Below are 26,911 nucleotides of genomic sequence, written 5' to 3' on the forward strand. Positions count from 1 at the left end.
AAAACGTGACGTTCGTTTCCGTCAGCCGTAAAGGCTGTAGAAGAATCGGATGGCTATGAGCACCATGAAGATGCCGAATCCCGCCTCGAGCTGTCGCCTGCCCATCGCGTGGGCAAGGCGCACCCCGAGGGGCGCGACGATCAAAGTTATCGGGATGATCAGCGCCACCGCAATCCAGTTGATGAATCCGGTCGAAAGCGGCGGAAGGCCCGGTGCGCCCCACCCCGCCCAAACATAGCCGAAGAGGCCCGGAATGGAGATCAGCACGCCAACGCCGGCGGAGGTTGCGACTGCCTGGTGAATTGGTCGGTTGTGCAACGTCATGAAAGTGTTGTTGAGCACGCCGCCGCCGATCCCCATCAGGCCGGAAAGTATGCCGATCGCGACTCCGACCAGCCATTTGATCGGGTTCTTCGGCAGCTCCGTACCGATGTGCCAGGTCGCACGGTTGAAGATCATCCGGAAGGCCAAGGCGAGCGCGATCACCGCGAAGATCAGACGCAACGTCTCGCTGCCGACATGGGCTGCGATCACCGAGGCGAGGATTGCGCCGAGCGGCACCGCCACGATCCAGTTGCGCAACAGGTCGACATCGACCACCCCGCGGCGGTAGTGCGCCAGAAACGAACGCAGCGAAGTCGGAACGATGATCGCGAGTGACGTGCCAACGGAAAGATGCATCTTGACCGCGTCGTCGATGCCGAGCAGGCCGAAAACCTGATAGAAGACCGGTACGAGGATCGCCCCGCCACCGATGCCGAAGAGGCCGGCGAGCACGCCGGCAACGACGCCGGCGGCCGCCAGCGCCAATGCAAACATCATCAATTCCGAGACGGGCGGCATGAAGAAACTCGATTTTGCTGGAATCCGGCAAAGAAGAATCCGGATCAGGGCTGCTTGCCTATCACTGTCATGAAACGGTGATGCTTTTCAATCACTTTGACCGCTGCATGTTTCCTTAAATCCTGAGCGATTTAAGGATAAAACATGCAGCAACTGAAAGTATGCAGCGTCCTTTGCGCGTCGGATAGGACGCGCGGCGCTGCAGCGCGGAGCCCTCGCTCCCCGTGATTTGCACTCCGGAGCTCCCCCTATTCTCCGGCGTTTGGCCGGCTTTCCCCGCCGGCCTCTTTTTTTGCCCGTAACTCCGGAAAAGTGCATAGCGGTTTTGCGTCCGGAATTGCGTAAGTTCAGAAGTCAGTCGCAATGCCGATAGCCGGACTTGCGCGTTCTCAGGTCGAAATGGAAGTGGTCCTTGTGGAACGGGTCGCTGCCGGGGCCGAGCACGGTGTTGAAATACTTGCAGCTGTCGGAGCGCACGGCCTTCAGAAGGCCACGTTCGCGGAAGGCGAAGAAGCCCTTTCTGCGAACATCGATCTCCTTGCCGTTCTTCAGGACGAACTTGCCGACATCGATGGCATTGCCGTGCGCGTGCTCCGACATCGGATTGCCGCGGCGCGAATTCATCGTGCGGCAGGAATAGCCGCCGAGCGGCTTGATCGTCTTGACCCCGGACCAGTAGCGGTAGCGCGAGGACGGGGCGAGCTCGTATTTGACCCACTGGGCGAACGCTTCGGTCACCTGGCAGTTCAGCTTTACCGCCGGCTTGACGGCGATGCCGCCGGAAAGGCCGCTAAGCTCGATCGGATAATCGATACCGCAGGACGGTCCGTTGCCGATCCGCGGGATATCGCGGAAGACGACGCCGAGCTTCTTCAGGCGCTGGCGGCAGGCGATTTCCGCCCGAGGCATTTCACCGGTAAATTCCGGCGTGGACATCGGATTGCGCGCGCGCGGCAGGAAGGCGACCTGCTGCGGCTCCCGCGTCGGCCGGCTTGTCCGCTGCGGCTCGATGTAACGCGGTCTTTTCGCCTCCTCGGTGGAGATCTGCTGCGGCGCCAGCGGAGGCAGATCAGGATCGTAGCCGAGGTCCGGCCCGGATGCGGGCGCCGGACCGGCGGAACCGCCAAGTTGATGCACGTTGTCCTCGCCAATGCCGGCGACCACCGGCTGGCTGACGTTGCCCTCGGCAATCTCGTTGCTCTGCTCTTCGGCAAGCCCGACGACGGGCTGGACCCCAAGCATGGCGTCCATATTGACGCCTTCGGGGGGCACCGTCATCGGAGCGGCGCTTGCCATCTGTGTTCCGGCCGCGGGCATCGGCTCGCTGTCGATCATCGGCAGATCGCCGCCCGGCCGCGCACCAGGATTGGCCTGCACGACGTTGCCGCTCGAGGCCGCCACCGGTTCACCCGACGGGTAAGCCGCCGCGATTTCCTGGCGCGGCCGCGCAGCGGTACGCACGGGCTCTATGGCGCTGACACGAGCGCCGCCGTCGATCCGGGCGGAAGGCGCGAGCACGTTGGTTGTGCAAGCAACGAGGGAAGCGGACAGCACCAGCGCAGTCAGCGGTCGATGGAGAAGAGAAACACACGCCATACTCACTGCCGCCTTCGTCCGCGACAAAACCGAAGCCTTGTCGATGCGCCGCCGATCCTACAGCGCCGCCCGTCCAGCCGGACGCGCAAAGGCCGCTGTAGCACTTTGAACTGCTGCATGTTTATCCTCGCTCGGCCATGATTTAAGGAAACATGCCGCCGCCAAAACCGTGGCTGCCGCCTGTGTCGTCAACCGGGCGGACGGCTGAGAAAATCGTATTTCGGTCGGACTTTAGGTAAACAGGGTAAACGAAGCCTTTCCGGCGCCATACCAGATCCGGCAATCAACCTGCGCGTTGGTATGATTGGTGGCCCGCATCCCTTCGAATGCGGGCCGTAAAACTTCACATCGAAACCCGACACGCCGTCAGCGGCATTCCCCGCGGTGGACGATGCTGAACCCGCCAGCTTCCGCCTCGCAAGCATTTGCGAAGGTGCGCATGAGGCCTGCGCGCCGGCCGCAGACGGGGGCAAACTCCATCGTGCAGACCTGTTGCACAGGGGGACGGCTAGCGGGGCGGCATTCGCCAGGCCCGATGACGCGGAAGCCTTCTGCACGAGCGAGGCAGGCATTCGAAAACGTCTGTGTCCGTCGGCCACGCTGGCCGCAAACCGGCGCGAATTCGCGGGTGCAGGCTTGCGGCGGGCGACTAGCGGGGCGGCACTGACCGCGATGGACGACCCGGAAGCCGTCGGCCCGCGCCTGGCAAGCATTCGGGAAGGTCGTCAGGCGATTGCCGCGTTGACCGCATACCGGGTCGAATTCCATTGTGCAGATTGGCGTCGGACGGCTGGGTCTCGGGCCGGGGCGCGGTTCGTCAACGACAACCGTGCAGGCCGAAAGGAAGCCGAGCGCCATGAGGACGACAGTGGAGAGCCGCAAGATAAAGGGTTTGAGAAGCAACACAGGCATACTCCTCCCGATCGAATCGTCGGATCGCGTCATGTCTTGTCGGAACAGCGAAACGATCTAACGCTTTGAAACGACGCAATTTCGGACGGAAACCGTTACACACGTTTCCCGGGATTTCTTTCAGCCCCAAGCGACCGGCCTGCCACGGCCAATGCCGCGTCATCTGACGCCGCCCGCGGCATTACGTCAAGTCCCGCGAGTTGGGCGCATTCGCATACAACCGTCGATAGGATCGTGGCCGCATATAAAAAAGCCCGCGTTCGTTTGAACGCGGGCCAGTCTTTGCTACTGTAGGAGTCTTCTTCTCCGTCAGGCCGCCCTGCCGTAGGCCGCGCGACGATTCCTTTCCTGCAGGCAGAACTTTTCAAGCAGCGCCTTCAACTCGCGGCTCTCGTGTGCGAGCGTCTGGCTCGCGGCAGTGGTCTCCTCGACCATCGCGGCGTTCTGCTGGGTCATCTGGTCCATGCTGTTGACGGCGGTGTTGACCTCCTGGAGCCCCGTCGCCTGTTCGCGGGCGGCCGTGGCGATCGAGGCCACCTGCTCGTTCACGCGATTGACCAGGGTCTCGATCTCCATCAGGGCGTCACCCGTCGAGCGCACCAGTTCCACCCCGGCGCCGACTTCCTTGACCGATGTGCCGATCAAGTCCTTGATCTCCTTGGCGGCGCCAGCGGAGCGCTGCGCAAGCTCGCGCACTTCTTGGGCGACGACGGCGAAGCCGCGGCCCGCCTCGCCGGCCCGCGCCGCCTCAACGCCGGCGTTGAGCGCGAGCAGGTTGGTCTGGAAGGCGATTTCGTCGATCACGCCGATGATCTGGCTGATCCGGTTGGAGGACGCTTCGATCCGCCCCATGGCATCGATCGCATTGCGAACAATGCCGCCGGATTTCGCCGCGCTCGCCTTCGTCTCATTGACCATGTCGCGGGCCTCGTGGGCACGGTCGGAAGCATGGCGAACGGTCGAGGTGATCTCGTCGAGCGCCGCCGCAGTCTCTTCGAGGGCCGCCGCCTGCTGCTCCGTCCGGCGAGACAGGTTGTGCGCGGCCTCCGAAATATCCCCGGCGCTGCCGTGGACGATCTCGGTCGACTGCGAGATGGCGCCGATGACACCGCGAAGTGCCGCAACCGCGGTGTTGAAGTCCTGCTGCAGCTTCGCATACTCGGGAGCGATCTCATCGACTTCGGCTGTCAGGTCGCCGCTCGCCAGCCGCTCCAGCGCCGCGCCGATCGTGTCCATCGCGTCCGCCTGCGCCTCGGCTGTCGCACGCTGGCGCTCCTCGTTGTCGCGCCGTTCGGCATCCAGCCTGTGCTGCTGTTCCTCCTCGCGCGAGCGCAACTCGAGCCGCTCCCGGACCGAATCGCGAAGCACGACTAGCACCTTGGCCATCTGGCCGATTTCGTCACCGCGATCGGTTTCCGGCACATCGGAGGAAAGATCCTCGTCGGCGATCGCGCGCATCGAGATTTTCAACTTCTCGACCGGCCGCACGACGCTGCGTACGATCGCCAGCGCCGCCGTCAGGATTGCCAGCGCCGCTGCAGCCAGAATGCCAGCCATCTGCCAGGCGCGCTCACGGAACATGGCGGCGAGATCGTCGGCATAGACGCCGGTGCCGACCACCCACCCCCAGGGTTCGAAGCCGGCCACATGGGAATATTTCAACACCGGTTCGTCTGCCCCGGGCTTCGGCCAGTAGTAGTCGACGAAACCCTTGCCCTGCGCCTGCACCGTTTTGACGAACTCTACGAAGAGATGCTTGCCGTTCGGGTCCTTGTTGGCGGTGAGATCCGTCCCGTCGAGCTCCGGCTTGATCGGGTGCATGACCATGGTCGGGTGCATGTCGTTGACCCAGAAATAGCCGCTGTCCTGATAGCGCATCGCCTTGACGGCTTCGAGCGCCCGCTTCTGCGCCTCCTCGCGCGAAAGCGTGCCGGCCGTCTCCTGCTTATAGTACGCCTCGAACACCGTAACCGCGTTCTCGTTCATCGCCGCGAGCATCGCCTTGCGCTCCGCGACCAGCTTGTCCTGCGCCTGAACCAGAGCAAACGTCAGTGCCGCCGCCATTGTCAGCAGCGCAAACCCCACCAGCGCGTAGAGACGCGCTGAAATCCGAAATTTTCTCATCCCCAGCCTCCACTTTGAGGCTGCAGGATAGGAGGAGGTCTTTGCAAAGCCCCTAACAAGTGATCACTAATTTTTGCGGTACTCACTTAACGATCTGAAAACCACGAAAGGCCTTCACGGCACGCGCGCTCCCCGCGGAATTGTCGGCAGGTCCTCTTTCCTTGTCGGCCGACCATGCGGTAGATCTTGTTCGACAACAGGGAGACGGGCTGATGACCGAAGCGACCAAGCCGAACGGCGAGCTTACCTTGCGAACGCTCGCCATGCCGGCGGACGCCAATGCCGCCGGTGACATCTTCGGCGGCTGGGTCATGGCCCAGATGGACCTTTCCTGCGGCATTCGCGCCGCGGAGCGCGCCAGGGGTCGCGTGGTCACGGCCGCCGTCAAGGAAATGGCCTTCGCCCTGCCGGTGAAGATCGGCGATACGCTTTGCATCTATACCGATATCGTCAAGGTCGGGCGCACGTCGATGACCTTGAAGGTGGAGGCCTGGGCACAGCGTTACCTCTCCCATGTCATGGAGAAGGTCACGGACGCGATCTTCGTGATGGTGGCGCTCGATTCCGCCGGCAAGCCGACGCCGGTACCGGAAGAATAGGCAGGCAGATGGGCGCTCGCGCCAGATCCGGCGATCTTCTCCCATATTCGCGTCGTCATGGGCATGATCATCAGCCTTAGCCTGGCGCGGCTCTTAAGCGGCGTCGCACTTTTCGTCCAGCACCGCTGCCGGGCTGAAGGACCTCAAGCTGGATCAACGTTCGGGCGGAGCGGATGGAACCGCCTCATCCCTTGAAAATGAACGAGGCGCCGGCGGCGATCAGCGCGAAGCCGACGACGTGGTGCCAGCCGATCGATTCCTTCAGCCAGAAGACAGAGAAGATGACGAAGATGGTGAGTGTGATCACCTCCTGCATCGTCTTCAACTGCGCCGCCGAATAGACCGAGTGGCCAATGCGGTTCGCGGGTACGGCCAGCCAGTATTCGAAGAAGGCGATGCCCCAGCTCGCGACAATGACGATGTAGAGCGGTGAGGACGTGAACTTCAGGTGGCCATACCAGGCAAAGGTCATGAAGACGTTGGAGACAAGCAGAAGCAGTACCGGCCAGACATAGGCGGGATTGATGGCGAAGGGCATGGAGACCTCGGAGGGCGCGAATCGTTTTCCCGAAGATGAGCCGATCGAGATCGCCACCGCAAGCGCCCTCGCCGTGCTGAACCCCGCTTTCCAGGGTCTCTCACGCAAAAACCCCTTCCCGATCGATCTGGCCATTGGCAACCCTGCATGCAGCCATCCAGCGCCAAGTCAACCGAGGTTGCGCGAAACACCCGTTTCGTTTCTGTTTTGTACTCGTTCCCCCCTTCACATTCGGGCTGACTCTGTCCATATTCCGGCCATGGCCCGAAATCCAAAGAACTCCCCGAAGAAATCGTCAACACCTAGCGGTTTCGAAGAAGCCCCACAGGCGCCGCTTTCCGGCACGCCACTGTCCGGCAATATCTCCGATTGGGTAAAGCAGCTCGAATCCGAGGCCGAGGCAAGCACCTTCGAAAGCCAGCGCGAGATCGCCTCCAAGGCGGGCAAGCATCGCAAGAAGGTGGAAATTGCTGCCTCCAAATCGGCGGCCAAGGAAAAGTCGGCCGACGTAGCACGCGGTGGCAAGGGCAAGCCGGAGATCGTCGGCGGAAAGACCGCCCGCGGCACGTCGATGGGCGGCAGCCATGATCCGAAGACGCGCGCCGCCGCGGGGCTCAATCCGGTTGCGGGCCTCGATGTCGCGCTGGAGGATGCCGACAAGCTGACCACCGGTTCCGGCGTGACCGCCACGGTCGACGCGTTGGCAAAGCTGATCGAGAGCGGCAACCCGCTCTTCAAGGACGGCAAGCTCTGGACGCCGCACCGCCCTGCCCGGCCCGAGAAATCGGAAGGCGGCATTTCGCTGAACATGGTGACCGACTACCAGCCCTCCGGCGACCAGCCGACGGCGATCGCCGACCTCGTCGAAGGTCTCGGTTCCGGCGAGCGCAACCAGGTGCTGCTCGGCGTCACCGGCTCGGGAAAAACCTTCACCATGGCCAAGGTGATCGAGGCGACGCAGCGTCCGGCCGTCATCCTCGCGCCGAACAAAACGCTCGCCGCCCAGCTCTATTCCGAATTCAAGAACTTCTTCCCGGACAACGCGGTCGAGTATTTCGTCTCCTACTACGACTACTACCAGCCGGAAGCCTACGTGCCGCGCTCCGACACCTATATCGAGAAGGAATCCTCGATCAACGAGCAGATCGACCGCATGCGCCACTCGGCGACGCGCTCGCTCCTGGAACGCGACGACGTCGTCATCGTCGCCTCGGTCTCCTGCATCTACGGTATCGGCTCGGTCGAGACATATACGGCGATGACCTTCCAGATGAATGTTGGCGACCGGCTCGACCAGCGGCAATTGCTGGCCGACCTGGTGGCGCAGCAGTACAAGCGCCGCGACATGGATTTCCAGCGCGGCTCGTTCCGCGTGCGCGGCGACACCATCGAGATCTTCCCCGCCCACCTGGAGGATGCCGCCTGGCGCATCTCGATGTTCGGCGACGAGATCGACTCGATTACCGAGTTCGATCCGCTGACTGGGCAGAAGACCGGCGACCTGAAATCGGTGAAGATTTACGCCAACTCGCACTATGTGACGCCGCGACCGACGCTGAACGCCGCCATCAAGGCGATCAAGGACGAGTTGACCTTCCGCCTCGCCGAACTGGAACGCGCCGGTCGCCTGCTGGAAGCGCAGCGGCTGGAGCAGCGCACCCGCTACGACCTGGAAATGCTGGAGGCCACCGGCTCCTGCCAGGGGATCGAGAACTATTCCCGTTACTTGACCGGCCGCAAGCCAGGCGAGCCGCCGCCGACGCTGTTCGAATATATTCCCGACAACGCGCTGATCTTCATCGACGAGAGCCACGTCACCATTCCGCAGATCGGCGGCATGTATCGCGGCGACTTCCGCCGCAAGGCGACGCTGGCCGAATACGGCTTCCGCCTGCCCTCCTGCATGGACAACCGGCCGCTGCGCTTCGAGGAATGGGACGCGATGCGCCCGGACACCATCGCGGTCTCCGCGACGCCCGGCGGCTGGGAGATGGAACAGTCCGGCGGCGTCTTCGCCGAACAGGTCATCCGCCCGACCGGCCTCATCGACCCGCCGGTCGAAGTGCGTTCGGCCAAGACGCAGGTCGACGACGTGCTCGGAGAAATCCGCGAGACGGCTGCCGCCGGCTACCGCACGCTCGTTACCGTGCTCACCAAGCGCATGGCGGAGGATCTCACTGAATACCTGCACGAACAGGGCGTGCGAGTGCGCTACATGCACTCCGACATCGACACGCTGGAACGCATCGAGATCATCCGCGACCTCCGCCTCGGCGCCTTCGACGTGCTGGTCGGCATCAACCTCTTGCGCGAGGGCCTCGACATTCCCGAATGCGGCTTCGTCGCCATCCTCGACGCGGACAAGGAAGGCTTCCTGCGTTCGGAAACCTCGCTGATCCAGACGATCGGCCGCGCCGCCCGCAACGTCGACGGCAAGGTCATCCTCTATGCCGACACCATCACCGGCTCCATGCAGCGGGCGATGGAGGAAACCGCCCGCCGCCGCGAGAAGCAGATGGCCTACAACCTCGAAAACGGCATCACGCCGGAATCGGTGAAGGCGAAGATCTCCGACATCCTCGATTCGGTCTACGAGCGCGACCACGTCCGCGCCGACATTTCCGGCGTCTCCGGCAAGGGTTTTGCGGACGGCGGCCACCTCGTCGGCAACAATCTGCAGGCGCATCTCAACGCGCTCGAAAAACAGATGCGCGACGCCGCCGCCGACCTCGACTTCGAAACCGCCGCGCGGCTGCGCGACGAGATCAAGCGCCTCAAGGCCGCAGAGCTTGCGGCGCTTGACGATCCGCTGGCACGGGAAGAGGCGCGGAGTGCCGAAGGCACGACAGGGAGACGAAAAGAAGAGGCGCGGAGCGCCGAAGGCACGACAGGGAAACGAAAAGAGGAGGCGCGGAGTGCGGAGCGCAAGAGGGACGGAAAGGCCATCCCCAGCCCAATCTCCCCCCCTGTGGGGGAGATGTCCGGCAGGACAGAGGGGGGTAAGCCCGCCTCACCCGCCGGCTACTTCCAGAAACCTTCGCTCGACGACATGGGGCCAGGCACCGACACCGAACGCCCGCTCTTCCGCAAGCCGGACCTCGACGAAATGGGCCGCGACGTGGCCGTCCCGGCCGGCAAGGGGCAATCGCTGTTCCGCAAGAACACCCTCGACGAGATGACCGTCGGCCGAACGGAAAAGCCGGTGACAGGAAAAGTGCCGGAGAAGCCGCTGATCCGGGCGAAGCCAGGCGTTGGGTCGTACGAGGATCCGGCGGAGGAGAAGCAGCGCAAGGGCCGGACGAAGGGGAAAACGGGGCGGCCAGGGAGATAGCCGCCCCACCACGGGCATCAGAAACCGACACGGCAAGCGCCGCCTCAGATTGACGAAAGGGGTCCAGCAGCTTTGTTTCACCCCAGGTTGAAAGAAGGTCGTAAACTGCCGTGAGGTGCTCGTGGTAGGGCGGCCGAGCACCGGATTTCGAGCCGCCTAGAATCCTCACTAGTCAAGAACGATTTCCACCTATCAAACGCCCCCAACGATTTGTCTTTCAACGTTCGTTTTGGCAAAGGTGCCCCCGGCCGTCGCCCTGCGAAAACCCCTTATTTTTTATGGAACTTTCCTCCCTATTGCGGATTTGGTCATTGCCGCATTTAAGGCAATACTAAATTAGGGAGAAAAAAGACATGAAAACCCTACATGTACTTCTTACGGGCACCGGCCTGGCTCTTATGTCGGTCGGTTTTTTTGCATCGACAACGGTTCCCGCGCGCGCCCAGGGCGTCGAGCGGCCGATACTCACGGCTGATCAGTGCAGCCCGCTCACAGAGGGCAATTATCAGCTTTGCTGCATGGCGCGGAACCGCAACATGATCCTCTCCGCAGAGCAAATCGAGCAATGTCCGCCGTTGTCTACAGCTGCGATCACGAGTGCCAACCCCTTCGCAACGACTGATAATACCTTCCCCAGCGGCGGTGCGTTCGGCGGCGGTGGCGTGAGTGGTGGCGGTGCTACCAGCGGCGGTGGTGCCAGCGGCGGCGGCGCGAGCGGCGGTGGAGGTGCCGGTGGTAGCGTCGGTGGTGGTGCCGGCGGTAGCGTCGGTGGTGGGGGTAGCGTCGGTGGCGGCGGCAGTGCCGGCGGCGATCTTGGTGGTGGCGTCAGCGAGGATGGCGACCACGGTTCTGCCGGCGGCGATACCGGTAGCGCCAGCGCGGAGGGCGACCACGGTGCCGGTGGCGATGCTGGCGCCAGCGCGGACGGTGACCACGGCGCCGGCAGCGATGCCGGCGGTGCGGCCGCTTCAGCCGATGTATCCGCTTCGGTTGGTGCATCCGCGTCGGGCAGCGCATCCGCGACGGCCGGCGACTGATGACCGGGCGCAGTCTCGCCGGCTCGTTGCGGCCGGCGCGACCTTCTTATTCGTCCTGACGATGGCGTAGCGGATAGGACCCAAGCCTCGGGATTGAGAATTCCGAGGAAGGGGCCAATAGCGCGTGATGTGCTGCCGCAGCCGGCGCAGTTCGCGTGGCGGACAAGGTTTGCTACTGCCCTTGGTTCGCCGTAGTTGCCGCAAACTCGCCATGGCCAGCTTCGCCCGGAGCAGCGGAGATGGCGTCGCGACAGGTGCGGCTGCCTGAACTCACATCGGCCGTGCAGAGCGGATGATTTCGCAGCATCGCATGACAGCGCCCTACTCCGCCGCGCGCGGCTTCGCCTCCAACGCCTCCAGCTCATACGAATACCCCTCCAGCATCGTATAGGCCTGCTCGATCGCCTCGATCTGCGCTTCGGCGTTCTTGATCGCATCGGCGATCGACTGGCTGCGGGCACGAAGCATCGAGCCGAGCACGTCCGTCTCCGGCCGCCGGCCGAGGCGGTCGAGGTGTTTGCGGACGCGGGAGCGGTGGCGTTCGAGCTCGAGGATGTGGAAGCGGTTCTTGACGATGTCGTCGGAGAGTTTTCGGCGCATCGCCGCGACCGGATCGAAAGTACCGGGCTCGCGCTCGTCGAGGATGAAATCGTTGACCAGCGCTTCGAGCATCATCAGGCCCTTGAGGTCCCTGGGGTCGGCGAGCTGCGGATCGTAGCCGGTATCGTCATAGACCTTGCGGCGCACCGGATCCTTGAGCAGGTCATAGGCGGCCTGCAGCTTGCCGAACTGCTCGGCATCGCCGCCGCGGTCCGGATGCGCGGTCTTGACAGCCTTTCGATAGGCAGTCCGGATCGCCCGCTCGTCGGCGTCGCGCTCAATTCCGAGGAGGACATAGGGATCGATCACGCCGGGCACCTGTTCTTCGTCAATGCAATGTTCCTCTCCGGCCAGACCTACCGGTTCGCCGCGTCGGCAGCAAGCCCGTGATGGTTGCATCAGGGCTCGCTACGCTCATCCGAGCGTCGGGACGAAAATGTGGTCAGAAAGAGGCAATCCACGACATTTCGGGATCGGCGCATGGTCGAGCGAGGCCGCGGAAACGGCGTTGGGAAGGGCATTGCGCCCGGCGTCACCGCCTCCAGAAACTCCGCTTGCCTTTTTTTGCAAATACTGCCACTTCTAAGTTGTTCGGGCGTTTTCAATCCCGGAGACTGGACTTTCGTTTGAGCCCGGCCATTCCGCCGGGACTGCCGCAAGCGGCATCGTTGACGTCTTTTCCCCGATATCGTGACCACTCGACGCCTTTCAGTGCCGATAGCGCTGAAGACGACCCGTTCGCATCCCTCCGGGGGCGCGGACAACCAATGCAGACTGAAGGAAAAGGACTTCTTCCATGGCCACCAAGGGCACCGTAAAATTCTTCAACCAGGACAAGGGTTTTGGTTTCATCACGCCGGAAGGCGGCGCGAAGGACGTTTTCGTCCACATCTCCGCCGTTCAGGCCGCCGGCCTCGCAACGCTGAAGGACGGCCAGCAGGTCTCCTTCGACACCGAGCCGGACCGCATGGGCAAAGGCCCGAAGGCCGTCAACCTCCAGGCTATCTAAGCCGGACCTTTCGGTTGGATTTGAAGAACGGCGCTTCGCAAGAGGCGCCGTTTTTTTGTTGGATAGCTTTCGGCAAAGCCCCTCATCCAGTCTGCCGGCCACCTTCTCCCGCAAGCGGGGCGAAGGAAACGTGCGGTACGCTCTCAGCCCGGCTTGCGGTGAGGGGCATCCAGGAACGAAAGAGTCCTGATATCCCTACTCCGCTGCCTGCCGTGCCGTTGCCGCCTCGAACACCGCGTTGAAGGCGGCGTGGATCACTTCAGGGCCGGCGCCCTTGCGGGTGGCGTCGGCGGAGAGGAGCTGGCGGTAGCGGCGGGCGCCGGGCCAGCCCTGGAAAAGGCCGATCATGTGGCGGGTAACGTGGACCAGCCGGCCACCGCCGGCGATATGGGTGGCGGCGTAATCCGCCATGGTGTCGCGCACGCCGGCCCAGTAATCGAGCGACAGGCGATGATCGCGATCATTGAAGGCGTGCGGCTCGATCGGTTCAGGCGCAGCACCCGTCAGGGGATGGGCGAAATAGCCGTCAGCGGCGGTAAGCAGGCCGCTGTCATGATAGGCGGCACGACCAAGCATGACGCCGTCCAGCGCCGGCCCGTTTCCGGTTTCAGCGGCAGGCGCGGGGCCGCCAGGCGGCAACAGGCGATGATCCAGGTGCGAAAGCGCCTGATCCAGCGTCTGAAGACCGCCGTTGAGGCCGATGAAAAGATTCGGATTTTCTTCCTTCAGCCGATGCACGAGGCCATAGTCTAGCGGCGGGATCTCGCGGTTCTCCCTTGGACTCAAGCCCTGCAGCCAGGCCTTGCGTGCATGGACCCAGACGGCGTCCGTGCCGGCATCCTTCACGCGCGCGACAAGGTCGCGCAGCGCCTGTTCCGGTTCCTGGTCATCGACGCCGATACGGCATTTGACGGTGATGGGAATTTTGACGGCCGCCTTCATCGCCGCGACGCATTCGGCAACGCGCGCCGGCTCCTGCATGAGGCAGGCGCCGAAAGTGCCCGACTGCACCCGGTCAGACGGGCATCCGACATTCATGTTGATCTCGTGGTAGCCGAAGCCTTCGCCGATCCGGGCGGCCTCCGCCAGCTTTGCCGGATCATTGCCGCCAAGCTGCAACGCGACCGGGTTCTCCGCGGCATGGTAGCCGAGCAGCTTCTCGCGATCGCCCCGCAGGATCGCGTCGGCGACGATCATCTCCGTGTAGAGCAGCGCATGACGCGAGAGCTGGCGCGCGAAGAAGCGGTAATGCCGGTCGGTCCAATCGATCATCGGCGCGACGGCGAAGACCGGCGCCTTGAAGTATCGGGTGTTTCCCGATCCTACAGTGAATTGCGCCGTTTCCTTCATATCTCGTTAGCTCTCGTTTAACGCCTGGCCCGTTCCTGCTGTGCTATGGCTACAATGTAGCAAACGGTGAGAGGCGTGTAGCAAATTCAGGGGCACCATCGTCGAGCGAAGGCGCCGGAATGGGCAGAAAGTCATATACTGCGCAGATCCGAATAATGCGAGAGAGAGCCACAGTCCAGAGTGAGGCCGGCCGCGGCGGTAGCGAGTCCCGATCGGCGCGTTGCGGGGACGATGATCTCCGATGGCTATCGCTATCTATTGGGCGCGCCGCCCTGGACCTTAACATCGCCAAATAGATGCCTGCGTAGGATAGGCTAGCGCACCGGAACGCGCCGCGGATCGATGGAAGGGCAGCAAAGGACCGCTTGCGCGGCGACGGCACAAATTTTGTGTCCTGCTGTCGGTTCTTGTCGACATCGCGCGTTCCTACGTCCGAGGCTCATTGGGCCGACCGAACAAGGGAGATTGAGCGATGCGTGTCTTAGTCATGGTAAAGGCGACGAAGGACAGTGAAGCGGGCGCCATGCCCACGACAGAACTTCTCGAAGCCATGGGCAAGTACAACGAAGAGCTGGCGAAGGCCGGCATTTTGCTAGCGGCCGACGGGCTGCACCCTTCCTCCAAGGGAAAGAGGGTAGCCTTCGACGGTGCCCAGCGGCTCGTCATCGACGGCCCCTTTGCCGAAACCAAGGAAGTGGTCGCCGGCTTCTGGATGTGGCGGGTGAAGGACATGGACGAGGCGATCGCCTGGGTGAAGCGCTGCCCCAATCCGATGCCCGGTCCGAGCGAGATCGAGATCCGCCAGGTTTTCGAACTGGAGGATTTCAGCGAGGCGCTGACGCCCGAAGTCACCGAGCTGCTTGAGGGCGTCCGCGATAAGCTTGACGGGCAATAGCCCTGCGCCAGTTCCGGTGTATTCGCCCGGCCGACCGGCTCGCCCGTTCGAATAAAGCTGGCCATGTAACATGTTTCATTGGACAGACGACCAGTCCGGTCCGTCAAACGGTACGGCTGGCGACGCCGCCGCGCCGGTAGCCCTACTACACATCGCCGGTCCTCGTGCGGCAGGCTCTTCCAGCCACGCCACGCCTGCAACCATCTCGCCGTCAATCACGTATTGTCCAGCAAAAGAATTCTCCGTGATGGAACCACGCGGTTGCTCCCGGAGTTGATTTTCGGAGTGAGGAGGAACGATGTCTAAAGCGCTAGCACAAAACATTCGCAACGATCATCGCGACCGCGATCTCGAATGCCAACGTGCCATGGGTGACGATTTCGAGTTGCTGATCGCCGTCGCCGAAAGCGAAGGCTGGACGTGGCAGGAGATCGCGCTGGCTTTGATGGAACTCACCGAAGAGTATGTGGCGGCAATGCGCGCCGATGCCCAAATGAAGGAGGAGGCCTCGGTAGGACTGCCGATTTCAAAGACATTGCATTGACCTGCCGCGGCGTTCCTGCGTCAGTTCCTCTGCGCATGATGATTGATTGGCGTGGCGCCGCTCCTGAAAAGCGCGAAGAACTCCGCCGGGCTTTTCGGTTCGTTCGCATGAAGTCTCACCGATCCGTCCTTCCCTACAACCACAACGGTGAAGTCGCGAACCTCGTTGACATCGAGGTCCTCGCGGATCTGGCGAGCGTCGAGGTCGCCGCCGGCTCCATATAGCGGCACGGCGCAACCGTCCCTGACGCGCAGGACGACGCAATCGTGACGGGCAAGTTCGCGGTGCTTTGCAAGCAGCAGCTTCTCCTGACGCTCCGCTTTCTCGTTCGTGAGGTCTGAGAAGATAACGATGACGCGATTTTTCCATTCGAACTGGGCGAGACTGCTGCCGGCGTACTGCGACAGCGAAGGCTCACCAATGATTTCGGCCACCAGGGATTTGGTCCACATTGTTCCTTCCTAACACGACAGAAGACCGCCGCCCCGTCCCGACTCGGCGCGCGGTCGACCACAATGAACTCATCAGGGGATTCATCCGGTTCGCCAACGTCCAGGGCAATCGTCCGGCCGCTCCCCTCAGAGCATACGGTAGCGAAACCCCTGTGAAGCCCGATTGGTTCCTCCGGTCGGCGAAGGTCTGCAAAATAGCGGACAAACCGGAATTCCTGCGCTACATTGAAGCGCTTGGCTCAAGTTGCGCGTCGGAGGAGTACGGAACCTGGGCCCATCTTGCGACGTTGTTGTTCACGATCTCAAGGAGGAGAAGCATGCATCAAGTGTTGTGGAGCCATCCCATCGAGGTTGGATTGACCGGTAACGACGTGCGTACGGTCAAGGGACCGTCCGACGCGCTGAGGTGCCTGGCGGACCAGTGGCCCCACCGTGGACCCTACTACGTCGCCGCCCGCAGCGCCTGCCGCGGAGCGATGGAGGGACGCCGCACCGTCGAGGAAGCCCGCAAGCTCTTTATTTCCGCCGCGAAAGAGGCGCATCTAGAGACGCACTGAGGCACAGGCGTACGACGCCGGGATATTGCTCGCATCGGTCAAGGTATATTTTTTGTTTTCGGTCGTAGCCTTTTCCGGCTCCGCCATCCGTGCATAATAGCCGTTTCCGACCGACTTAATCGCAGCCAGAGCCGGTCCACTTCATACCGATACATCTCGAAATGACACAGAAATCTCCGCGAAACCGCCCGATTTCTGTCGCGAAGCGTTCATTTCTCTCAGTTATATTCTGAGGTGCCTCACAAAAACCAATTTCGGAGAGCTTTAGTCCACACCAAGGGGAAAAATAAGACGGGAGAGCCAGCATGAGCGAGAGTCATCTCTACCGCATAGTCGAAGTCAGCATGAAGCGCGAAAGCGGCCGCAAAGACATCGGCATCATGACAGTCCGACAGGCCCTTGAACTTCCCGAAGTACCCAGCCTCGAATACAGCCATCCGGAACTCAATTCGCGTTCGGACGGCCGGTTTCTGACACGCGACCAGCTTAAAGCATATGTGCGCTGCGCCTGAGTGCAGCCTCCGTGTCGAATCATCGGCATAACTTTGCCTCTTGCGGCAGCCCTTCCGGCTGCTAACGTCCAACTTCAGATTCGCCACAACTCCGCGCCTCTATCGATGCGGAAGCCTGTGGCGTCTCGAATTTCCGTATGACGGCCCGGGGTCGACATTTGCCGCCGGGTCGATCACGGTAGAAGGGGACGATCTTGGATACAGTCATACCTCCCTCGCCGCCCGTGCTGCTGCCTATTTCCGGCAGCCTCGTGGGCTTCCCCGTCCGGCGCGTCTATTGCGTCGGCCGCAACTATGCCGCTCACGCGATCGAAATGGGACACGATCCCGACCGCGAGCCACCCTTCTTCTTCCAGAAAAATCCGGACAACCTGCTGCCGCCGGGCGAGAACTTCCCCTACCCGCCCCGCTCCTCCGATGTCCACCACGAGGTGGAATTGATCGTCGCCCTGCGCAGCGGCGGCGCCGACATTCCCGTCGAGGACGCGCTGAACCACGTCTATGGATATGCGGTCGGCATCGATTTCACCCGCCGCGACCTACAGGCAGAAGCCAAGAAGGCCGGCAAGCCCTGGACGGCGGCCAAGGCCTTCGAGCATTCCGCACCGGTTTCGGAACTCGTACCGTCGGAAGCGATCGGCCATCCGAGCAATGGCAATATCTGGCTGAAGGTCAACGGCGAAACGCGCCAGCAGGGCGATCTCGACCAGATGATCTGGAAGGTACCCGAGATCATCGCCGAGCTTTCGACGACCTTCACGCTTGCGCCCGGCGACGTGATCATGACCGGAACGCCCTCAGGCGTCGGTGCCGTTCAGCGCGGCGACGTCGTCACTTGCGGCGTCGACGGCATCGCCGCACTCTCGGTCACCGTCGTCTGAATCCACAGTACCGTTGCGCGTCTTATCAGACGCGCAACGGTACTGTAACACTTTGAATGCTGCATATTTTTATCCTTGAATCGACTACGATTTAAGGAACCATGCAGCAGGAGGGAAACACGCATGCCACTCTTCGCCCTCGGATCCCTTCAGCCGCAAACGCCGGGGGAAGGCAGCTATTGGCTCGCGCCCGACGCCAATGTCATCGGCCAGGTGGAAATCGGCGAGGATGTCGGAATCTGGTTCGGCGCGACGCTACGCGGCGACAACGAGCCGATCCGCATTGGCGCGCGCACCAACATCCAGGAAGCCGTCATCATCCATGTCGATCCCGGCTTTCCGACGACGATCGGAGAAGGTTGCACCATCGGCCACCGGGCGATCGTCCACGGCTGCTCGATCGGCGACAACTCGCTGATCGGCATGGGCGCAACCGTGTTGAATGGTGCGCAGATTGGCAGGAACTGCCTTGTAGGTGCCAATGCACTCATCACCGAAGGCAAGCAATTTCCAGACAATTCGCTGATTGTCGGTGCACCAGCCAAGGTCGTCCGTACTCTTGATGACGACGCCGTCGAGAGGCTCAAGCGTTCTGCCGAACATTACGTGAAGAACTGGCAGCGCTATGCCGCCCAACTCACGCGGCTGGGCTGAGGGGCAGGTCGGTAGAAAATCAGGCGCAGCTCTTGCAGTGCCCGCGGATCTCGATGGTCGTCTTTTCGGTCTTGAAGCTCTGCGCGCGCACGAGCGCCGAAAGCCGCTCCTCGATCGCCGCGTCGTGGAACTCCGTCACCTGGCCGCAGCCTTCGCAGATGGTGAAGGCGGTGACGCCGCGGTCATGCTCGTGCTCATGCGGGCAGGTGCAGGCCACGAAGGCGTTCAGGCTTTCCAGTCGGTGCACGAGGCCGTATTCGAGCAGCTTGTCGAGCGCGCGGTAGACCTGCAGCGGCGCGCGAAAACCCTCATCGCGCAGCTTGTCGAGAATGGTATAGGCGCTCATAGGGCCTTCCGAATGGGCCAGCGCTCCCATCACCAGCGACTGGTTTTTCGTTAATTGCGGCGTGCCCATCAGCGATGCCCTCCGTACGAAGAATGTGAAGCGCTTTCGATCCTTCTGCCGACCGGCAGGAGACTCAGCACGAACAGCGCCAGGGCCGCGACCACGATAGACGGCCCCGATGGCGTGTCGAAGTGAAGCGAGCCGAAAAGGCCGCCGGCGACGGCGAGCGCGCCGATCAGGGAGGCGAGAACAGCCATGATTTCCGGCGAGCCTGCAAAACGGCGCGCGGTTGCCGCCGGTATGATCAGAAGCGACGTGATCAAGAGGATGCCGACGATCTTCATGGCAATGGCGATCACCAGGGCCATCAGCAGCATGAAGAAGAGGCGTGCCCTCTCCGGCTGCAGGCCTTCGGCTTCGGCCAGTTCCGGATTGACGGTTGAGGCGAGCAGCGGCCGCCAGAGATAGACGAGCGCGAAGATCACCAGAATGCCGCCGCCCCAGATGATGTCGATGTCGGCCTCGGAAACGGCAAGGATATCACCGAAGAGAAAGCCGACGAGATCGATCCGAACCCAGGTCATAAAGGCGACGATGACGAGACCGATCGACAGTGCCGAATGCGAGAGAATGCCGAGCAGCGCGTCCGTCGACAGCGCACCGCGCTTCTGCAGGAAGAGCAGCAGCAGCGAGACGACGGAGGCGACGATGAAGACGCTGACCATCAGGTTGAGCTCGAGCAGCAACGACAACGCAACGCCGAGCAGGGCCGAATGCGCCATGGTGTCCCCGAAGTAGGCCATGCGCCGCCAGATGACGAAGCAGCCGAGCGGGCCGGCAACTGTGGCAATGCCGACGCCGGCAACGAGCGCGCGGATGAAGAAATCGTCAAGCATCGCGCTTCTCCGCCTGTTCGAAGCCCTGGAGCCGCGTGTGATGGCCGCAGCCGCAGTCCGGATCGTGATCGTGCACGTCCTCGGCTTCCTCATGGTGATGATGATGCCCATCGCCCGGGAAGCAGCTTTCGGCGATGCTGCCATCCGCATGCAGCACCCGGCCGTCCGGCAGGTGCGTATGGTCGTGATGGTGGCTGTAGACCGCGAGCGTGCCGGCTGCGCGCCGGCCGAAGAGCTTCAGATATTCCGGGCTGCGGCTCACCGCCTGCGGCGTGCCGCGGCAGCAGACATGGCCGTTGAGGCAGACGACAGTGTCGGTTTCCGCCATGACGATGTGGAGATCGTGCGAGATCAGCAGGATGCCGCAGCCGGTGCGATTGCGAATCTGCTTGATGAGTTCGTATAGCGCGATCTCGCCGGAGAAGTCGACGCCCTGCACCGGCTCGTCGAGAACGAGCAGATCGGGCTTGCGGGCGATCGCGCGGGCAAGCAGTGCCCGCTGGAACTCGCCACCCGATAGATGCTGCACTTCGGCTTTCGCCATGTGCAGCATTCCGGTCGCGGCGAGCGCCTCCTCAATCTCGCGCCCCTTCAAGGGTCCGGTTAGCGTCATCAGCCGCTCGACCGTCAAGGGCAAGGTCCAGTCGACGGCGAGCTTCTGCGGCACATAGCCGACCTTGAGCCCCGCGACGCGCTCCACATGCCCCTCGTCCGGCTTCAGCACGCCGATCGCCGTCTTCGCCGTCGTCGATTTTCCCGAGCCGTTCGGCCCGATCAGCGTGACGATTTCGCCGCTGCTGATCGAAAACTCGACGCCGCGCACGAGCCATCGCCCGTTCCGGCGCACTCCGGCATTGTTGAGGCTGACAAGCGGCCTCGTTTCTGGCGATCGGAAATTCAGCATCGAAAAATTCCGGATTGATGGTTGCCACTGGCTATCGCACACGTTATAGCATAACGCAATTGATGTAATAACATTACATGGCGGCGTTGCGCAAGGTCCGACGCGCAATGGCCCCACGACACTTTGAACCTGTAAAGCTCGGAGACCCCGATGAGATCGACGCCTGCCCTGCTTTTTGCATCAACCGTCCTTTTGTCCGCACCGGCCTGGGCGGATGCGCCCAATGTGGTGGCTTCGATCAAGCCTGTCCACTCGCTGGTCGCGTCGATCATGGAGGGCGTCGGCGAACCGTCGCTCATCGTCGAGGGCGGCGCCTCGCCGCACACCTACAACATGAAACCCTCGAATGCCGCGGCGTTGCAGGCGGCGAACGTGGTGTTCTGGGTCGGCCACGGCCTCGAAGCGTTCCTGGACAAGCCGCTCGAAGCGCTTGGCAGCGGCGCCAAGGTGGTGGAACTCAGCGAAGCGCCCGGCCTTGAGAAGCTGAGGTTCCGCGAAGGCGGTGCGTTCGAGACGCACGGGCATGACGAGGGTGAGGAAGCCGCCGACGATGGCCACGAACATGAAGAGCACGCCGCCAAACAGGAGCCGGCTCACGATCATGAGCACCGCCATGCCGAGGGCGAGGTCGACATGCATTTGTGGCTTGACCCGATGAACGCCAAGGCGATGGCCGCCGAGATCGAAAAAGCGCTCGCCGAAGCCGACCCCAGCAATGCCGCTGCCTACGAGGCCAATCTGGTCAAGCTCAACCAAAGATTGGATGCGCTGGACAAACACCTTGCAGAGACGGTGACGCCGGTCCGGGACAAGCCTTTCGTCGTCTTCCACGACGCCTATCAGTATTTCGAGCATCGCTACGAGGTACGTGTCGCCGGATCCATCACCGTCAGCCCCGAAGTGCTTCCCGGCGCCGAACGGCTTTCCGAAATCCGCGCCAAGATCAAGGAACTGGGCGCGACCTGCGTCTTTGCCGAACCGCAATTCGAGCCGAAGCTGATCAATGTCGTCATCGAAGGCACCCCGGCGAAACCCGGAACGCTCGATCCTGAGGCGGCAACGCTCGATGCCGGGCCGGACCTCTATTTCCAGCTGATGGAGAATATCGGCGCTTCGCTGAAATCCTGCCTGGCTTCGGCGAGCTAGAGCAATCCAGGAAAAGTGTGAAACGGTTTTCCGTCCGGAATTGCGTAGTTTCAAAGAGTTAGATTATTTCCCTGTTTCAATGAAACAATGAAATGATCTAGCGTCGTCCTCCATAACGGCGAAGGCGGTTCTCGAGGACCTGTCTTTTCTCTCCCTTACTTGCCCAAGAAGGAGGCGGCCGACGGGCCGCCGCCTCTTCAAACTTCTGGAAATCAGTGGGTCGCGGCAAGGCCGACGATAACGCCGGTCGCCAGGCTGATCAGCAGGAAATCATTGTCGACGCGCACCCATTGCTGGCCGCGTGGCGGCGTGCGCAGCTTGTAGCGCCGGTAGTCACGGACATAGGCCATGTGGCGCCGCTCGGCCGGGCTCAAGCGATGGCCACGCGCCCAGCGATGCTTCTTGATGATCACGCGCTTTTCGACAGTCTTGTCGACGTGCTTGTATACGTGCCGGTCGACAGACTTGGACCGGTAACGGTCATGCGCCTGCGCAACCTCGAAAGATCCGGACGGTTGGGCAAAAGCCATGGGGCTTGCCAGGAAGGAACTGGCGACGAGGGCAATGATGAGACGTTTCATGAGGGGCTTCCTTTCGTTGTCTGCCCCTCGAAACTAAAGTTCACTTCCTGAACCGAAGATGAAACTCCCCATTACAATTATGTAATGATAACCGTCGTTTATGATTGTTTCCTTATAAATTGAATTCGCCTAGACAGGCGCCTGATAGCGAAAATGATCGAAATCGGCCGGCAGTGCGCTGCCCGAGGTATCGAAGGCGAACATGCCGGCGAAAGCACCGGTGAACGAGCCGTGCTCGCCCCGCCCTCCTTCGTCGGAAATCACGCCGGCGTCGAGCACCGGGCCGATTGCCTGCCATGTGTCGTGCTCCGCCGCTCGCCAGAAGAACTGGAGATCGTTGTCACGCACTTCCATCGCCAGGTGGATCGGTCCATCCGGAACCGCGGCGCCGCTGCCCGCCGGGAATGCCAGGCGGCCATGCGGAAAATCGCCGGGGCACGAGAGAATGGTGACGGCTCGTCCGAGCTTTTCGTGCCAGGTGACGCCCAATGCGTGAAACTTGTGTCTGTTATAGTAATGCGTCAGGCCGGCCACCTGCTGGTAGGTCTCGGGCGCAAACTCAACGACGGTCTCGGCCCGGAACGAATGGTGCTCCTGCCGCCGCGCCACCAACGCCTGCTCGAACCAGCTGCCGATGCTTTCCCGGGCGAAGAGCCTGAAATGCCCCGCCCGCCACGTCAGCGAGAAGATGCGCTCAGCCGCGGGCGTGCGCAGCCACTGGAACTCGGCGGGAAGGTCCGCCTCGTCGAAATCGGTCTCGACCACGCTTGGCTGCGCGACGACGCTCGTACTCGCCGGTGCTGGAACAGTCACGTCCGGGACCGTGCCGCCGTTTTCGAGGTAAAGCCAACCATCCTCGCGCCAGACGCATTTCTGCAGCGCCGTTTCGCGGCCGAGGGTGCAGCGGCGTTGCGGCGCTAGCGGACGGCCGCACAGATGGGTGTGATAGGCCTGACCGTCCGGCGTCTCGACATACTGCCCGTGCCCTGCCCGCTGCAGCGCGGCCTCGGGGTGATCCTTCGAGCTGATGAGATGGGTATTCGGATGCATCTCATAGGGTCCGTCGATGCTGCGCGAACGAGCCATCGTCACGGCATGGTCATAGCCGGTGCCACCTTCCGCGACCGTCAGATAGTACCAGCCGTTGCGCTTGAAGAGATGCGGCCCCTCGACCAGGCCGAGCGAACTGCCGGCGAAGATGTTCTTGACCGGGCCGACGAGCCGGCGAGTACGCTCGTCCCACTCCTGCAGGAGAATCCCGTCGAAGGCCGGAGTCTTCGGCGCGCCGCCGAAGCTCTCGGTGCGGTGGTTCCACTGCATATTGAGGAACCACTTGCGGCCGTCGTCGTCATGAAAGAGCGAGGGGTCGAAGCCGGACGAGTTGACATAGACCGGATCGGACCAGGTGGCCTCCACCGCCTCCGCCGTGACGATGTAGTTATGCGCGTCCTTGAAGTTGCCGTCGAAGCGCTTGACGTCGGTATAGACCAGCCAGAACAGCCCGCCTGAATAGGACAGGCATGGCGCCCAGACGCCGCAGCTATCGGGATTGCCGCGCATGTCGAGCTGGCTTGCCCGCTCCAGCGGCCGACGCACGAGCCGCCAGTTCACGAGATCGCGTGAGTGGTGGATCTGCACGCCCGGGTACCATTCGAAGGTCGAAGTGGCGATGTAATAGTCGTCGCCAACGCGGCAGATCGACGGATCCGGGTTGAAGCCCGGAAGAATCGGATTGCGGATAGTCGCGACCATGGCTTGCCTCTCCCTTGGATCACAATGATTTTGGATCGCATCGCCCCAAAGTCATAAACGTGATCGATTCTCATAAGTTAGAGCGGGATGCGGACGGAAACCCGCGCCCACTTTTGCTCATCCGCTCTCGATTCTCGGAGCGCATCCAGCCTGAAACTCCGAAGCGTTTCAAGACCCCGTCGCACGGTGCCTGTGCAGGAAGAGCAGGCCGAAAGGTCCTGCTCCCGAATCGCCCCGAGCATGAAGGAAACCGATGACCGTTCTGTGGAGCGCAACTGTGGAGAAAACGGCGGTCGCCGCGCGTGCCTGCCTAAGTCTTAGGCATTTTCCATTCACCCATATTCGACTTTCGTCTTGGACCGTCCTGCTATCCCGGAAAATCGGGCGTCGGGCTTGAAAGGAGGCTTGAAATCGGCACTGTGACTGTGCTTGGCGAAAGATAAAAACAGCCATTGCGGGGAGGAACTTGATGAAACCGTTACTCGGCTTCAGTCGGTTGATCGACACCATCACCGAGAATATCGGCAAGGCGGTCGGCTGGCTCATTCTGGTCGCCGTGCTCGTCAGCGCGGGCAATGCCGTCATCCGAAAAATCTTCAACATGTCGTCGAATGCCTGGCTCGAGGCGCAGTGGTATCTCTTCGGCGCAGCCTTCATGTTCGCTGCCGCCTATACGCTCAGCCAGAACGAACACATCCGCATCGACGTCGTCTACGGCAGTTTCTCGCGCCGCGTGCAGCACTGGATCGACCTCTTCGGTCACGTCTTCTTCCTGATGCCGTTCGTGCTACTCATGCTCTATTACCTCGTCCCCTACGTCCGCATGTCCTACGTGTCGGGTGAAGTCTCGTCGAGCGCAGGCGGACTGATCATCTGGCCCGCAAAAGCCATCCTGCTCATCGGCTTCGTGCTCCTCGCCCTGCAGGGTGTTTCGGAAATCATCAAGAAAATAGCGATCATGACGGGAAATATGGACGATCCCACCTCCTACGTGCCGACGCATGCACCGCTTGACGAAGCTGCAGGTCCGGAGGTGCGCTCGTGATTGAGTTCATTGCTGAAAACCTGGCACCGATCATGTTCGTATCGCTGATCGTGTTCCTGATGCTGGGTTACCCCGTCGCCTTCTCGCTCGCCGCCAACGGTCTCCTGTTCTTCATCATCGGCGTCGAACTCGCGCCGCTTTCGGATTCGATCAATCTTTCCTGGCCGCTTCTCAACGCATTGCCCGAACGTTTCTGGGGGGTGATGTCCAATGACACGTTGCTCGCGATCCCCTTCTTCACCTTCATGGGCATCGTGCTGGAAAAGTCAGGCATGGCCGAGGACCTGCTCGACACGATCGGCCAACTCTTCGGCCCCGTCCGCGGCGGTCTTGCCTATGCGGTCATCTTCGTCGGCGCACTGCTTGCGGCAACCACCGGCGTGGTTGCGGCCTCGGTCATCGCCATGGGGCTGATCTCGCTGCCGATCATGCTGCGCTACGGCTATGACCGGCGCGTGGCATCCGGCGTCATCGCCGCCTCCGGCACGCTCGCCCAGATCATCCCGCCGTCGCTCGTGCTGATCGTCCTTGCCGACCAGCTCGGCCGTTCGGTTGGCGACATGTATGCCGGCGCCCTCATCCCGGGTCTCGTGCTGACCGGCCTGTACATGCTGTACATCCTGCTGATGTCGTTCCTCAATCGCGACTCCATGCCGGCATTGCCGCTGGAAGCGCGCACGCTCGGATCCGGCGTCACGTCACTTGCCATCGCGCTCATTGTCGCCGCCGGTATCGCCTATGCGGCGCACGTCTATCTCTCGCCTACCCAAGGCGAGAACGCGGATATCCTCGGGGCGACCGTTGGCGTCGCGTTCATCTACGTCGTCGCTCTCATCGACCGGGCCCTCAAGATCAATGCCCTGTCCCGGCTGGCGCAGCAGGTCATCATCGTCCTGATCCCGCCGCTCGCGCTAATCTTCCTCGTCCTCGGCACCATCTTCCTCGGCATCGCGACGCCGACGGAAGGCGGAGCGATGGGCGCGGTCGGCGCGCTGATCATGGCAGCCGCCAAGGGGCGGCTCAGTCTCGATGTCGTGCGTGGAGCGCTGACCTCGACGACGCGCCTTTCCGCCTTCGTGCTCTTCATCCTGATCGGCGCACGTGTCTTCTCGCTGACCTTCTACGGCGTCAACGGACATCTGTGGGTCGAACACCTGCTGACGGCGATGCCGGGCGGCGAAGTCGGCTTCCTCATTGCGGTCAACCTGCTGGTCTTCTTCCTGGCGTTCTTCCTCGACTTCTTCGAGCTCGCCTTTATCATCGTGCCACTGCTCGCACCGGCGGCCGACAAGCTCGGCATCGACCTCATCTGGTTCGGCGTGCTGCTCGGCATCAACATGCAGACGAGCTTCATGCACCCGCCCTTCGGCTTCGCGCTCTTCTACCTGCGCTCAGTCGCAGCCAGGGTGCCCTACCTCGACAAGGTGACCGGCAAAATCACCCAACCGGTTACCACGGGCCAGATCTATTGGGGTGCGGTACCGTTCGTTGGTATCCAGATCCTCATGGTGGCGCTGACGATCATGTTCCCGCAGATGGTCATGCACTACAAGGGAAGCGGCGCCGTCGTCGATCCGTCCACCATCAAGATCGAGGTCCCGGGCTTCGGAACGGGTGGCGGCGGACTGACCCTCCCCGACAATGGCGGCGGTCTCGGTCTTCCGGGTGGCCTGCAACTGCCGGGCGGCAGCCCGCTCGACAACGGTCAGCAGCCAGCCCAGCCGAACAATGCACCCGCCCAGCAGAACAAGCCGGCGACCGATCTCAGCGCGCCGCCTAAGTTCAACTAGAGCAGCAGACGCCTTTC

General features: G+C 62.2%; 26 protein-coding genes. 13 read left to right on the forward strand and 13 right to left on the reverse strand.

Annotation, left to right across the window (positions count from 1 at the left end; translation table 11 throughout):
• Positions 1–21: 21 nt before the first annotated feature.
• The 4 genes from FKV68_RS10715 to FKV68_RS10730 form a co-directional block, all read right to left on the reverse strand.
• Complete coding sequence (locus tag FKV68_RS10715; protein WP_180937834.1) at positions 22–843, reverse strand: sulfite exporter TauE/SafE family protein; 822 nt, start codon at positions 841–843, stop codon at positions 22–24.
• A 354-nt stretch (positions 844–1,197) separates the two neighbouring features.
• Complete coding sequence (locus tag FKV68_RS10720; RefSeq protein ID WP_180937835.1) at positions 1,198–2,439, reverse strand: extensin-like domain-containing protein; 1,242 nt, start codon at positions 2,437–2,439, stop codon at positions 1,198–1,200.
• Positions 2,440–2,805: 366 nt separating this feature from the next.
• Entirely contained in the window at positions 2,806–3,345 is a 540-nt protein-coding gene (locus tag FKV68_RS10725) for a Kazal-type serine protease inhibitor domain-containing protein (protein WP_180937836.1), read from the reverse strand.
• A gap of 315 nt (positions 3,346–3,660) precedes the next feature.
• Positions 3,661–5,475: a methyl-accepting chemotaxis protein gene (locus tag FKV68_RS10730; protein ID WP_180937837.1), complete on the reverse strand. Its 1,815-nt coding sequence runs from the start codon at positions 5,473–5,475 to the stop codon at positions 3,661–3,663.
• A 212-nt stretch (positions 5,476–5,687) separates the two neighbouring features.
• Between FKV68_RS10730 and FKV68_RS10735 the strand changes: the two genes are divergently transcribed.
• Complete coding sequence (locus FKV68_RS10735; RefSeq protein ID WP_180937838.1) at positions 5,688–6,074, forward strand: acyl-CoA thioesterase; 387 nt, start codon at positions 5,688–5,690, stop codon at positions 6,072–6,074.
• Positions 6,075–6,258: 184 nt separating this feature from the next.
• On the opposite strand, the gene FKV68_RS10740 is transcribed toward FKV68_RS10735, so the two are convergent.
• Positions 6,259–6,612, reverse strand: coding sequence for a DMT family protein (locus tag FKV68_RS10740; protein WP_153441040.1), 354 nt, complete (start codon positions 6,610–6,612; stop codon positions 6,259–6,261).
• A gap of 259 nt (positions 6,613–6,871) precedes the next feature.
• Here FKV68_RS10740 and uvrB point away from each other — a divergent pair, with 259 nt between their 5' ends.
• On the forward strand, positions 6,872–9,943 hold the full coding sequence (gene uvrB, locus FKV68_RS10745; RefSeq protein WP_180937839.1) for an excinuclease ABC subunit UvrB: 3,072 nt from the start codon (positions 6,872–6,874) through the stop codon (positions 9,941–9,943).
• A gap of 353 nt (positions 9,944–10,296) precedes the next feature.
• Positions 10,297–10,980, forward strand: a complete 684-nt coding sequence (locus FKV68_RS10750) for a hypothetical protein (protein WP_180937840.1) — start codon at positions 10,297–10,299, stop codon at positions 10,978–10,980.
• Between the two features lie 321 nt (positions 10,981–11,301).
• Here FKV68_RS10750 and FKV68_RS10755 read toward each other — a convergent pair whose 3' ends face one another.
• The gene (locus tag FKV68_RS10755) at positions 11,302–11,889 is read right to left on the reverse strand and encodes a J domain-containing protein (protein WP_180941461.1); all 588 of its coding nucleotides are present in this window, start codon (positions 11,887–11,889) and stop codon (positions 11,302–11,304) included.
• Between the two features lie 487 nt (positions 11,890–12,376).
• Between FKV68_RS10755 and FKV68_RS10760 the strand changes: the two genes are divergently transcribed.
• Entirely contained in the window at positions 12,377–12,589 is a 213-nt protein-coding gene (locus tag FKV68_RS10760; RefSeq protein WP_069458369.1) for a cold-shock protein, read from the forward strand.
• A gap of 195 nt (positions 12,590–12,784) precedes the next feature.
• Here FKV68_RS10760 and dusA read toward each other — a convergent pair whose 3' ends face one another.
• Complete coding sequence (gene dusA, locus FKV68_RS10765) at positions 12,785–13,939, reverse strand: tRNA dihydrouridine(20/20a) synthase DusA (protein WP_180937841.1); 1,155 nt, start codon at positions 13,937–13,939, stop codon at positions 12,785–12,787.
• Between the two features lie 472 nt (positions 13,940–14,411).
• Here dusA and FKV68_RS10770 point away from each other — a divergent pair, with 472 nt between their 5' ends.
• Entirely contained in the window at positions 14,412–14,834 is a 423-nt protein-coding gene (locus FKV68_RS10770; protein WP_180937842.1) for a YciI family protein, read from the forward strand.
• A 298-nt stretch (positions 14,835–15,132) separates the two neighbouring features.
• Positions 15,133–15,378 carry a hypothetical protein gene (locus tag FKV68_RS10775; protein ID WP_180937843.1) on the forward strand — a complete coding sequence of 82 codons (246 nt, stop codon included), beginning with the start codon at positions 15,133–15,135 and terminating at the stop codon, positions 15,376–15,378.
• A gap of 20 nt (positions 15,379–15,398) precedes the next feature.
• Here the strand turns inward: FKV68_RS10775 and FKV68_RS10780 are convergent, their stop codons facing one another.
• Positions 15,399–15,830, reverse strand: a complete 432-nt coding sequence (locus tag FKV68_RS10780; protein WP_180937844.1) for a DUF4174 domain-containing protein — start codon at positions 15,828–15,830, stop codon at positions 15,399–15,401.
• 317 nt (positions 15,831–16,147) lie between these two features.
• Here FKV68_RS10780 and FKV68_RS10785 point away from each other — a divergent pair, with 317 nt between their 5' ends.
• From FKV68_RS10785 to FKV68_RS10800, 4 genes are all read left to right on the forward strand, one after another.
• The gene (locus tag FKV68_RS10785) at positions 16,148–16,387 is read left to right on the forward strand and encodes a DUF982 domain-containing protein (protein WP_180937845.1); all 240 of its coding nucleotides are present in this window, start codon (positions 16,148–16,150) and stop codon (positions 16,385–16,387) included.
• 305 nt (positions 16,388–16,692) lie between these two features.
• Positions 16,693–16,899 carry a hypothetical protein gene (locus FKV68_RS10790; RefSeq protein WP_136510096.1) on the forward strand — a complete coding sequence of 69 codons (207 nt, stop codon included), beginning with the start codon at positions 16,693–16,695 and terminating at the stop codon, positions 16,897–16,899.
• 194 nt (positions 16,900–17,093) lie between these two features.
• Complete coding sequence (locus tag FKV68_RS10795; protein WP_180937846.1) at positions 17,094–17,780, forward strand: fumarylacetoacetate hydrolase family protein; 687 nt, start codon at positions 17,094–17,096, stop codon at positions 17,778–17,780.
• A gap of 123 nt (positions 17,781–17,903) precedes the next feature.
• A complete protein-coding gene (locus tag FKV68_RS10800) occupies positions 17,904–18,434 on the forward strand; it encodes a gamma carbonic anhydrase family protein (protein ID WP_180937847.1) in 531 nt (176 codons plus the stop codon).
• Between the two features lie 19 nt (positions 18,435–18,453).
• On the opposite strand, the gene FKV68_RS10805 is transcribed toward FKV68_RS10800, so the two are convergent.
• The 3 genes from FKV68_RS10805 to FKV68_RS10815 are packed head-to-tail and all read right to left on the reverse strand — an operon-like array spanning position 18,454 to position 20,580.
• Positions 18,454–18,849: a Fur family transcriptional regulator gene (locus FKV68_RS10805; RefSeq protein ID WP_180937848.1), complete on the reverse strand. Its 396-nt coding sequence runs from the start codon at positions 18,847–18,849 to the stop codon at positions 18,454–18,456.
• Positions 18,849–19,676 carry a zinc ABC transporter permease subunit ZnuB gene (gene znuB / locus FKV68_RS10810; protein WP_180937849.1) on the reverse strand — a complete coding sequence of 276 codons (828 nt, stop codon included), beginning with the start codon at positions 19,674–19,676 and terminating at the stop codon, positions 18,849–18,851. Before znuB ends, FKV68_RS10805 begins: the two co-directional genes overlap by 1 nt.
• On the reverse strand, positions 19,669–20,580 hold the full coding sequence (locus FKV68_RS10815) for an ATP-binding cassette domain-containing protein (protein ID WP_180937850.1): 912 nt from the start codon (positions 20,578–20,580) through the stop codon (positions 19,669–19,671). Before FKV68_RS10815 ends, znuB begins: the two co-directional genes overlap by 8 nt.
• A 150-nt stretch (positions 20,581–20,730) precedes the next feature.
• Here FKV68_RS10815 and znuA point away from each other — a divergent pair, with 150 nt between their 5' ends.
• Complete coding sequence (znuA, locus tag FKV68_RS10820; RefSeq protein ID WP_180937851.1) at positions 20,731–21,726, forward strand: zinc ABC transporter substrate-binding protein ZnuA; 996 nt, start codon at positions 20,731–20,733, stop codon at positions 21,724–21,726.
• Between the two features lie 212 nt (positions 21,727–21,938).
• On the opposite strand, the gene FKV68_RS10825 is transcribed toward znuA, so the two are convergent.
• Positions 21,939–22,307 (reverse strand): RcnB family protein, encoded by a 369-nt coding sequence (locus FKV68_RS10825; RefSeq protein WP_180937852.1) that lies wholly within the window; start codon positions 22,305–22,307, stop codon positions 21,939–21,941.
• Positions 22,308–22,436: 129 nt separating this feature from the next.
• Positions 22,437–24,059, reverse strand: a complete 1,623-nt coding sequence (locus tag FKV68_RS10830) for a glycoside hydrolase family 43 protein (protein WP_180937853.1) — start codon at positions 24,057–24,059, stop codon at positions 22,437–22,439.
• 469 nt (positions 24,060–24,528) lie between these two features.
• On the opposite strand from FKV68_RS10830, the gene FKV68_RS10835 reads away from it, so the two are divergent.
• Positions 24,529–25,104 carry a TRAP transporter small permease subunit gene (locus FKV68_RS10835; protein ID WP_180937854.1) on the forward strand — a complete coding sequence of 192 codons (576 nt, stop codon included), beginning with the start codon at positions 24,529–24,531 and terminating at the stop codon, positions 25,102–25,104.
• Positions 25,101–26,894, forward strand: a complete 1,794-nt coding sequence (locus FKV68_RS10840; RefSeq protein ID WP_180937855.1) for a TRAP transporter large permease — start codon at positions 25,101–25,103, stop codon at positions 26,892–26,894. The genes FKV68_RS10835 and FKV68_RS10840 overlap by 4 nt, the downstream gene beginning before the upstream one ends.
• Positions 26,895–26,911: the final 17 nt, after the last annotated feature.

Origin of the sequence: Sinorhizobium mexicanum (assembly GCF_013488225.1) — a bacterium.
Lineage (GTDB): Bacteria > Pseudomonadota > Alphaproteobacteria > Rhizobiales > Rhizobiaceae > Sinorhizobium > Sinorhizobium mexicanum.

Excerpts from the sequence above, each read along its gene's own strand:
- FKV68_RS10720 (WP_180937835.1), bottom strand. The coding sequence starts at position 2,439 with ATGGCGTGTGTTTCTCTTCTCCATCGACCGCTGACTGCGCTGGTGCTG.
- FKV68_RS10825 (WP_180937852.1), bottom strand. The coding sequence starts at position 22,307 with ATGAAACGTCTCATCATTGCCCTCGTCGCCAGTTCCTTCCTGGCAAGC.
- znuB (WP_180937849.1), bottom strand. The coding sequence starts at position 19,676 with ATGCTTGACGATTTCTTCATCCGCGCGCTCGTTGCCGGCGTCGGCATT.
- FKV68_RS10790 (WP_136510096.1), top strand. The coding sequence starts at position 16,693 with ATGAGCGAGAGTCATCTCTACCGCATAGTCGAAGTCAGCATGAAGCGC.
- uvrB (WP_180937839.1), top strand. The coding sequence starts at position 6,872 with ATGGCCCGAAATCCAAAGAACTCCCCGAAGAAATCGTCAACACCTAGC.
- FKV68_RS10760 (WP_069458369.1), top strand. The coding sequence starts at position 12,377 with ATGGCCACCAAGGGCACCGTAAAATTCTTCAACCAGGACAAGGGTTTT.
- FKV68_RS10815 (WP_180937850.1), bottom strand. The coding sequence starts at position 20,580 with ATGCTGAATTTCCGATCGCCAGAAACGAGGCCGCTTGTCAGCCTCAAC.
- FKV68_RS10740 (WP_153441040.1), bottom strand. The coding sequence starts at position 6,612 with ATGCCCTTCGCCATCAATCCCGCCTATGTCTGGCCGGTACTGCTTCTG.
- FKV68_RS10800 (WP_180937847.1), top strand. The coding sequence starts at position 17,904 with ATGCCACTCTTCGCCCTCGGATCCCTTCAGCCGCAAACGCCGGGGGAA.
- FKV68_RS10830 (WP_180937853.1), bottom strand. The coding sequence starts at position 24,059 with ATGGTCGCGACTATCCGCAATCCGATTCTTCCGGGCTTCAACCCGGAT.
- FKV68_RS10835 (WP_180937854.1), top strand. The coding sequence starts at position 24,529 with ATGAAACCGTTACTCGGCTTCAGTCGGTTGATCGACACCATCACCGAG.
- FKV68_RS10715 (WP_180937834.1), bottom strand. The coding sequence starts at position 843 with ATGCCGCCCGTCTCGGAATTGATGATGTTTGCATTGGCGCTGGCGGCC.
- FKV68_RS10780 (WP_180937844.1), bottom strand. The coding sequence starts at position 15,830 with ATGTGGACCAAATCCCTGGTGGCCGAAATCATTGGTGAGCCTTCGCTG.
- FKV68_RS10785 (WP_180937845.1), top strand. The coding sequence starts at position 16,148 with ATGCATCAAGTGTTGTGGAGCCATCCCATCGAGGTTGGATTGACCGGT.
- FKV68_RS10750 (WP_180937840.1), top strand. The coding sequence starts at position 10,297 with ATGAAAACCCTACATGTACTTCTTACGGGCACCGGCCTGGCTCTTATG.
- FKV68_RS10770 (WP_180937842.1), top strand. The coding sequence starts at position 14,412 with ATGCGTGTCTTAGTCATGGTAAAGGCGACGAAGGACAGTGAAGCGGGC.
- FKV68_RS10775 (WP_180937843.1), top strand. The coding sequence starts at position 15,133 with ATGTCTAAAGCGCTAGCACAAAACATTCGCAACGATCATCGCGACCGC.
- FKV68_RS10805 (WP_180937848.1), bottom strand. The coding sequence starts at position 18,849 with ATGGGCACGCCGCAATTAACGAAAAACCAGTCGCTGGTGATGGGAGCG.
- dusA (WP_180937841.1), bottom strand. The coding sequence starts at position 13,939 with ATGAAGGAAACGGCGCAATTCACTGTAGGATCGGGAAACACCCGATAC.
- FKV68_RS10735 (WP_180937838.1), top strand. The coding sequence starts at position 5,688 with ATGACCGAAGCGACCAAGCCGAACGGCGAGCTTACCTTGCGAACGCTC.
- FKV68_RS10730 (WP_180937837.1), bottom strand. The coding sequence starts at position 5,475 with ATGAGAAAATTTCGGATTTCAGCGCGTCTCTACGCGCTGGTGGGGTTT.
- znuA (WP_180937851.1), top strand. The coding sequence starts at position 20,731 with ATGAGATCGACGCCTGCCCTGCTTTTTGCATCAACCGTCCTTTTGTCC.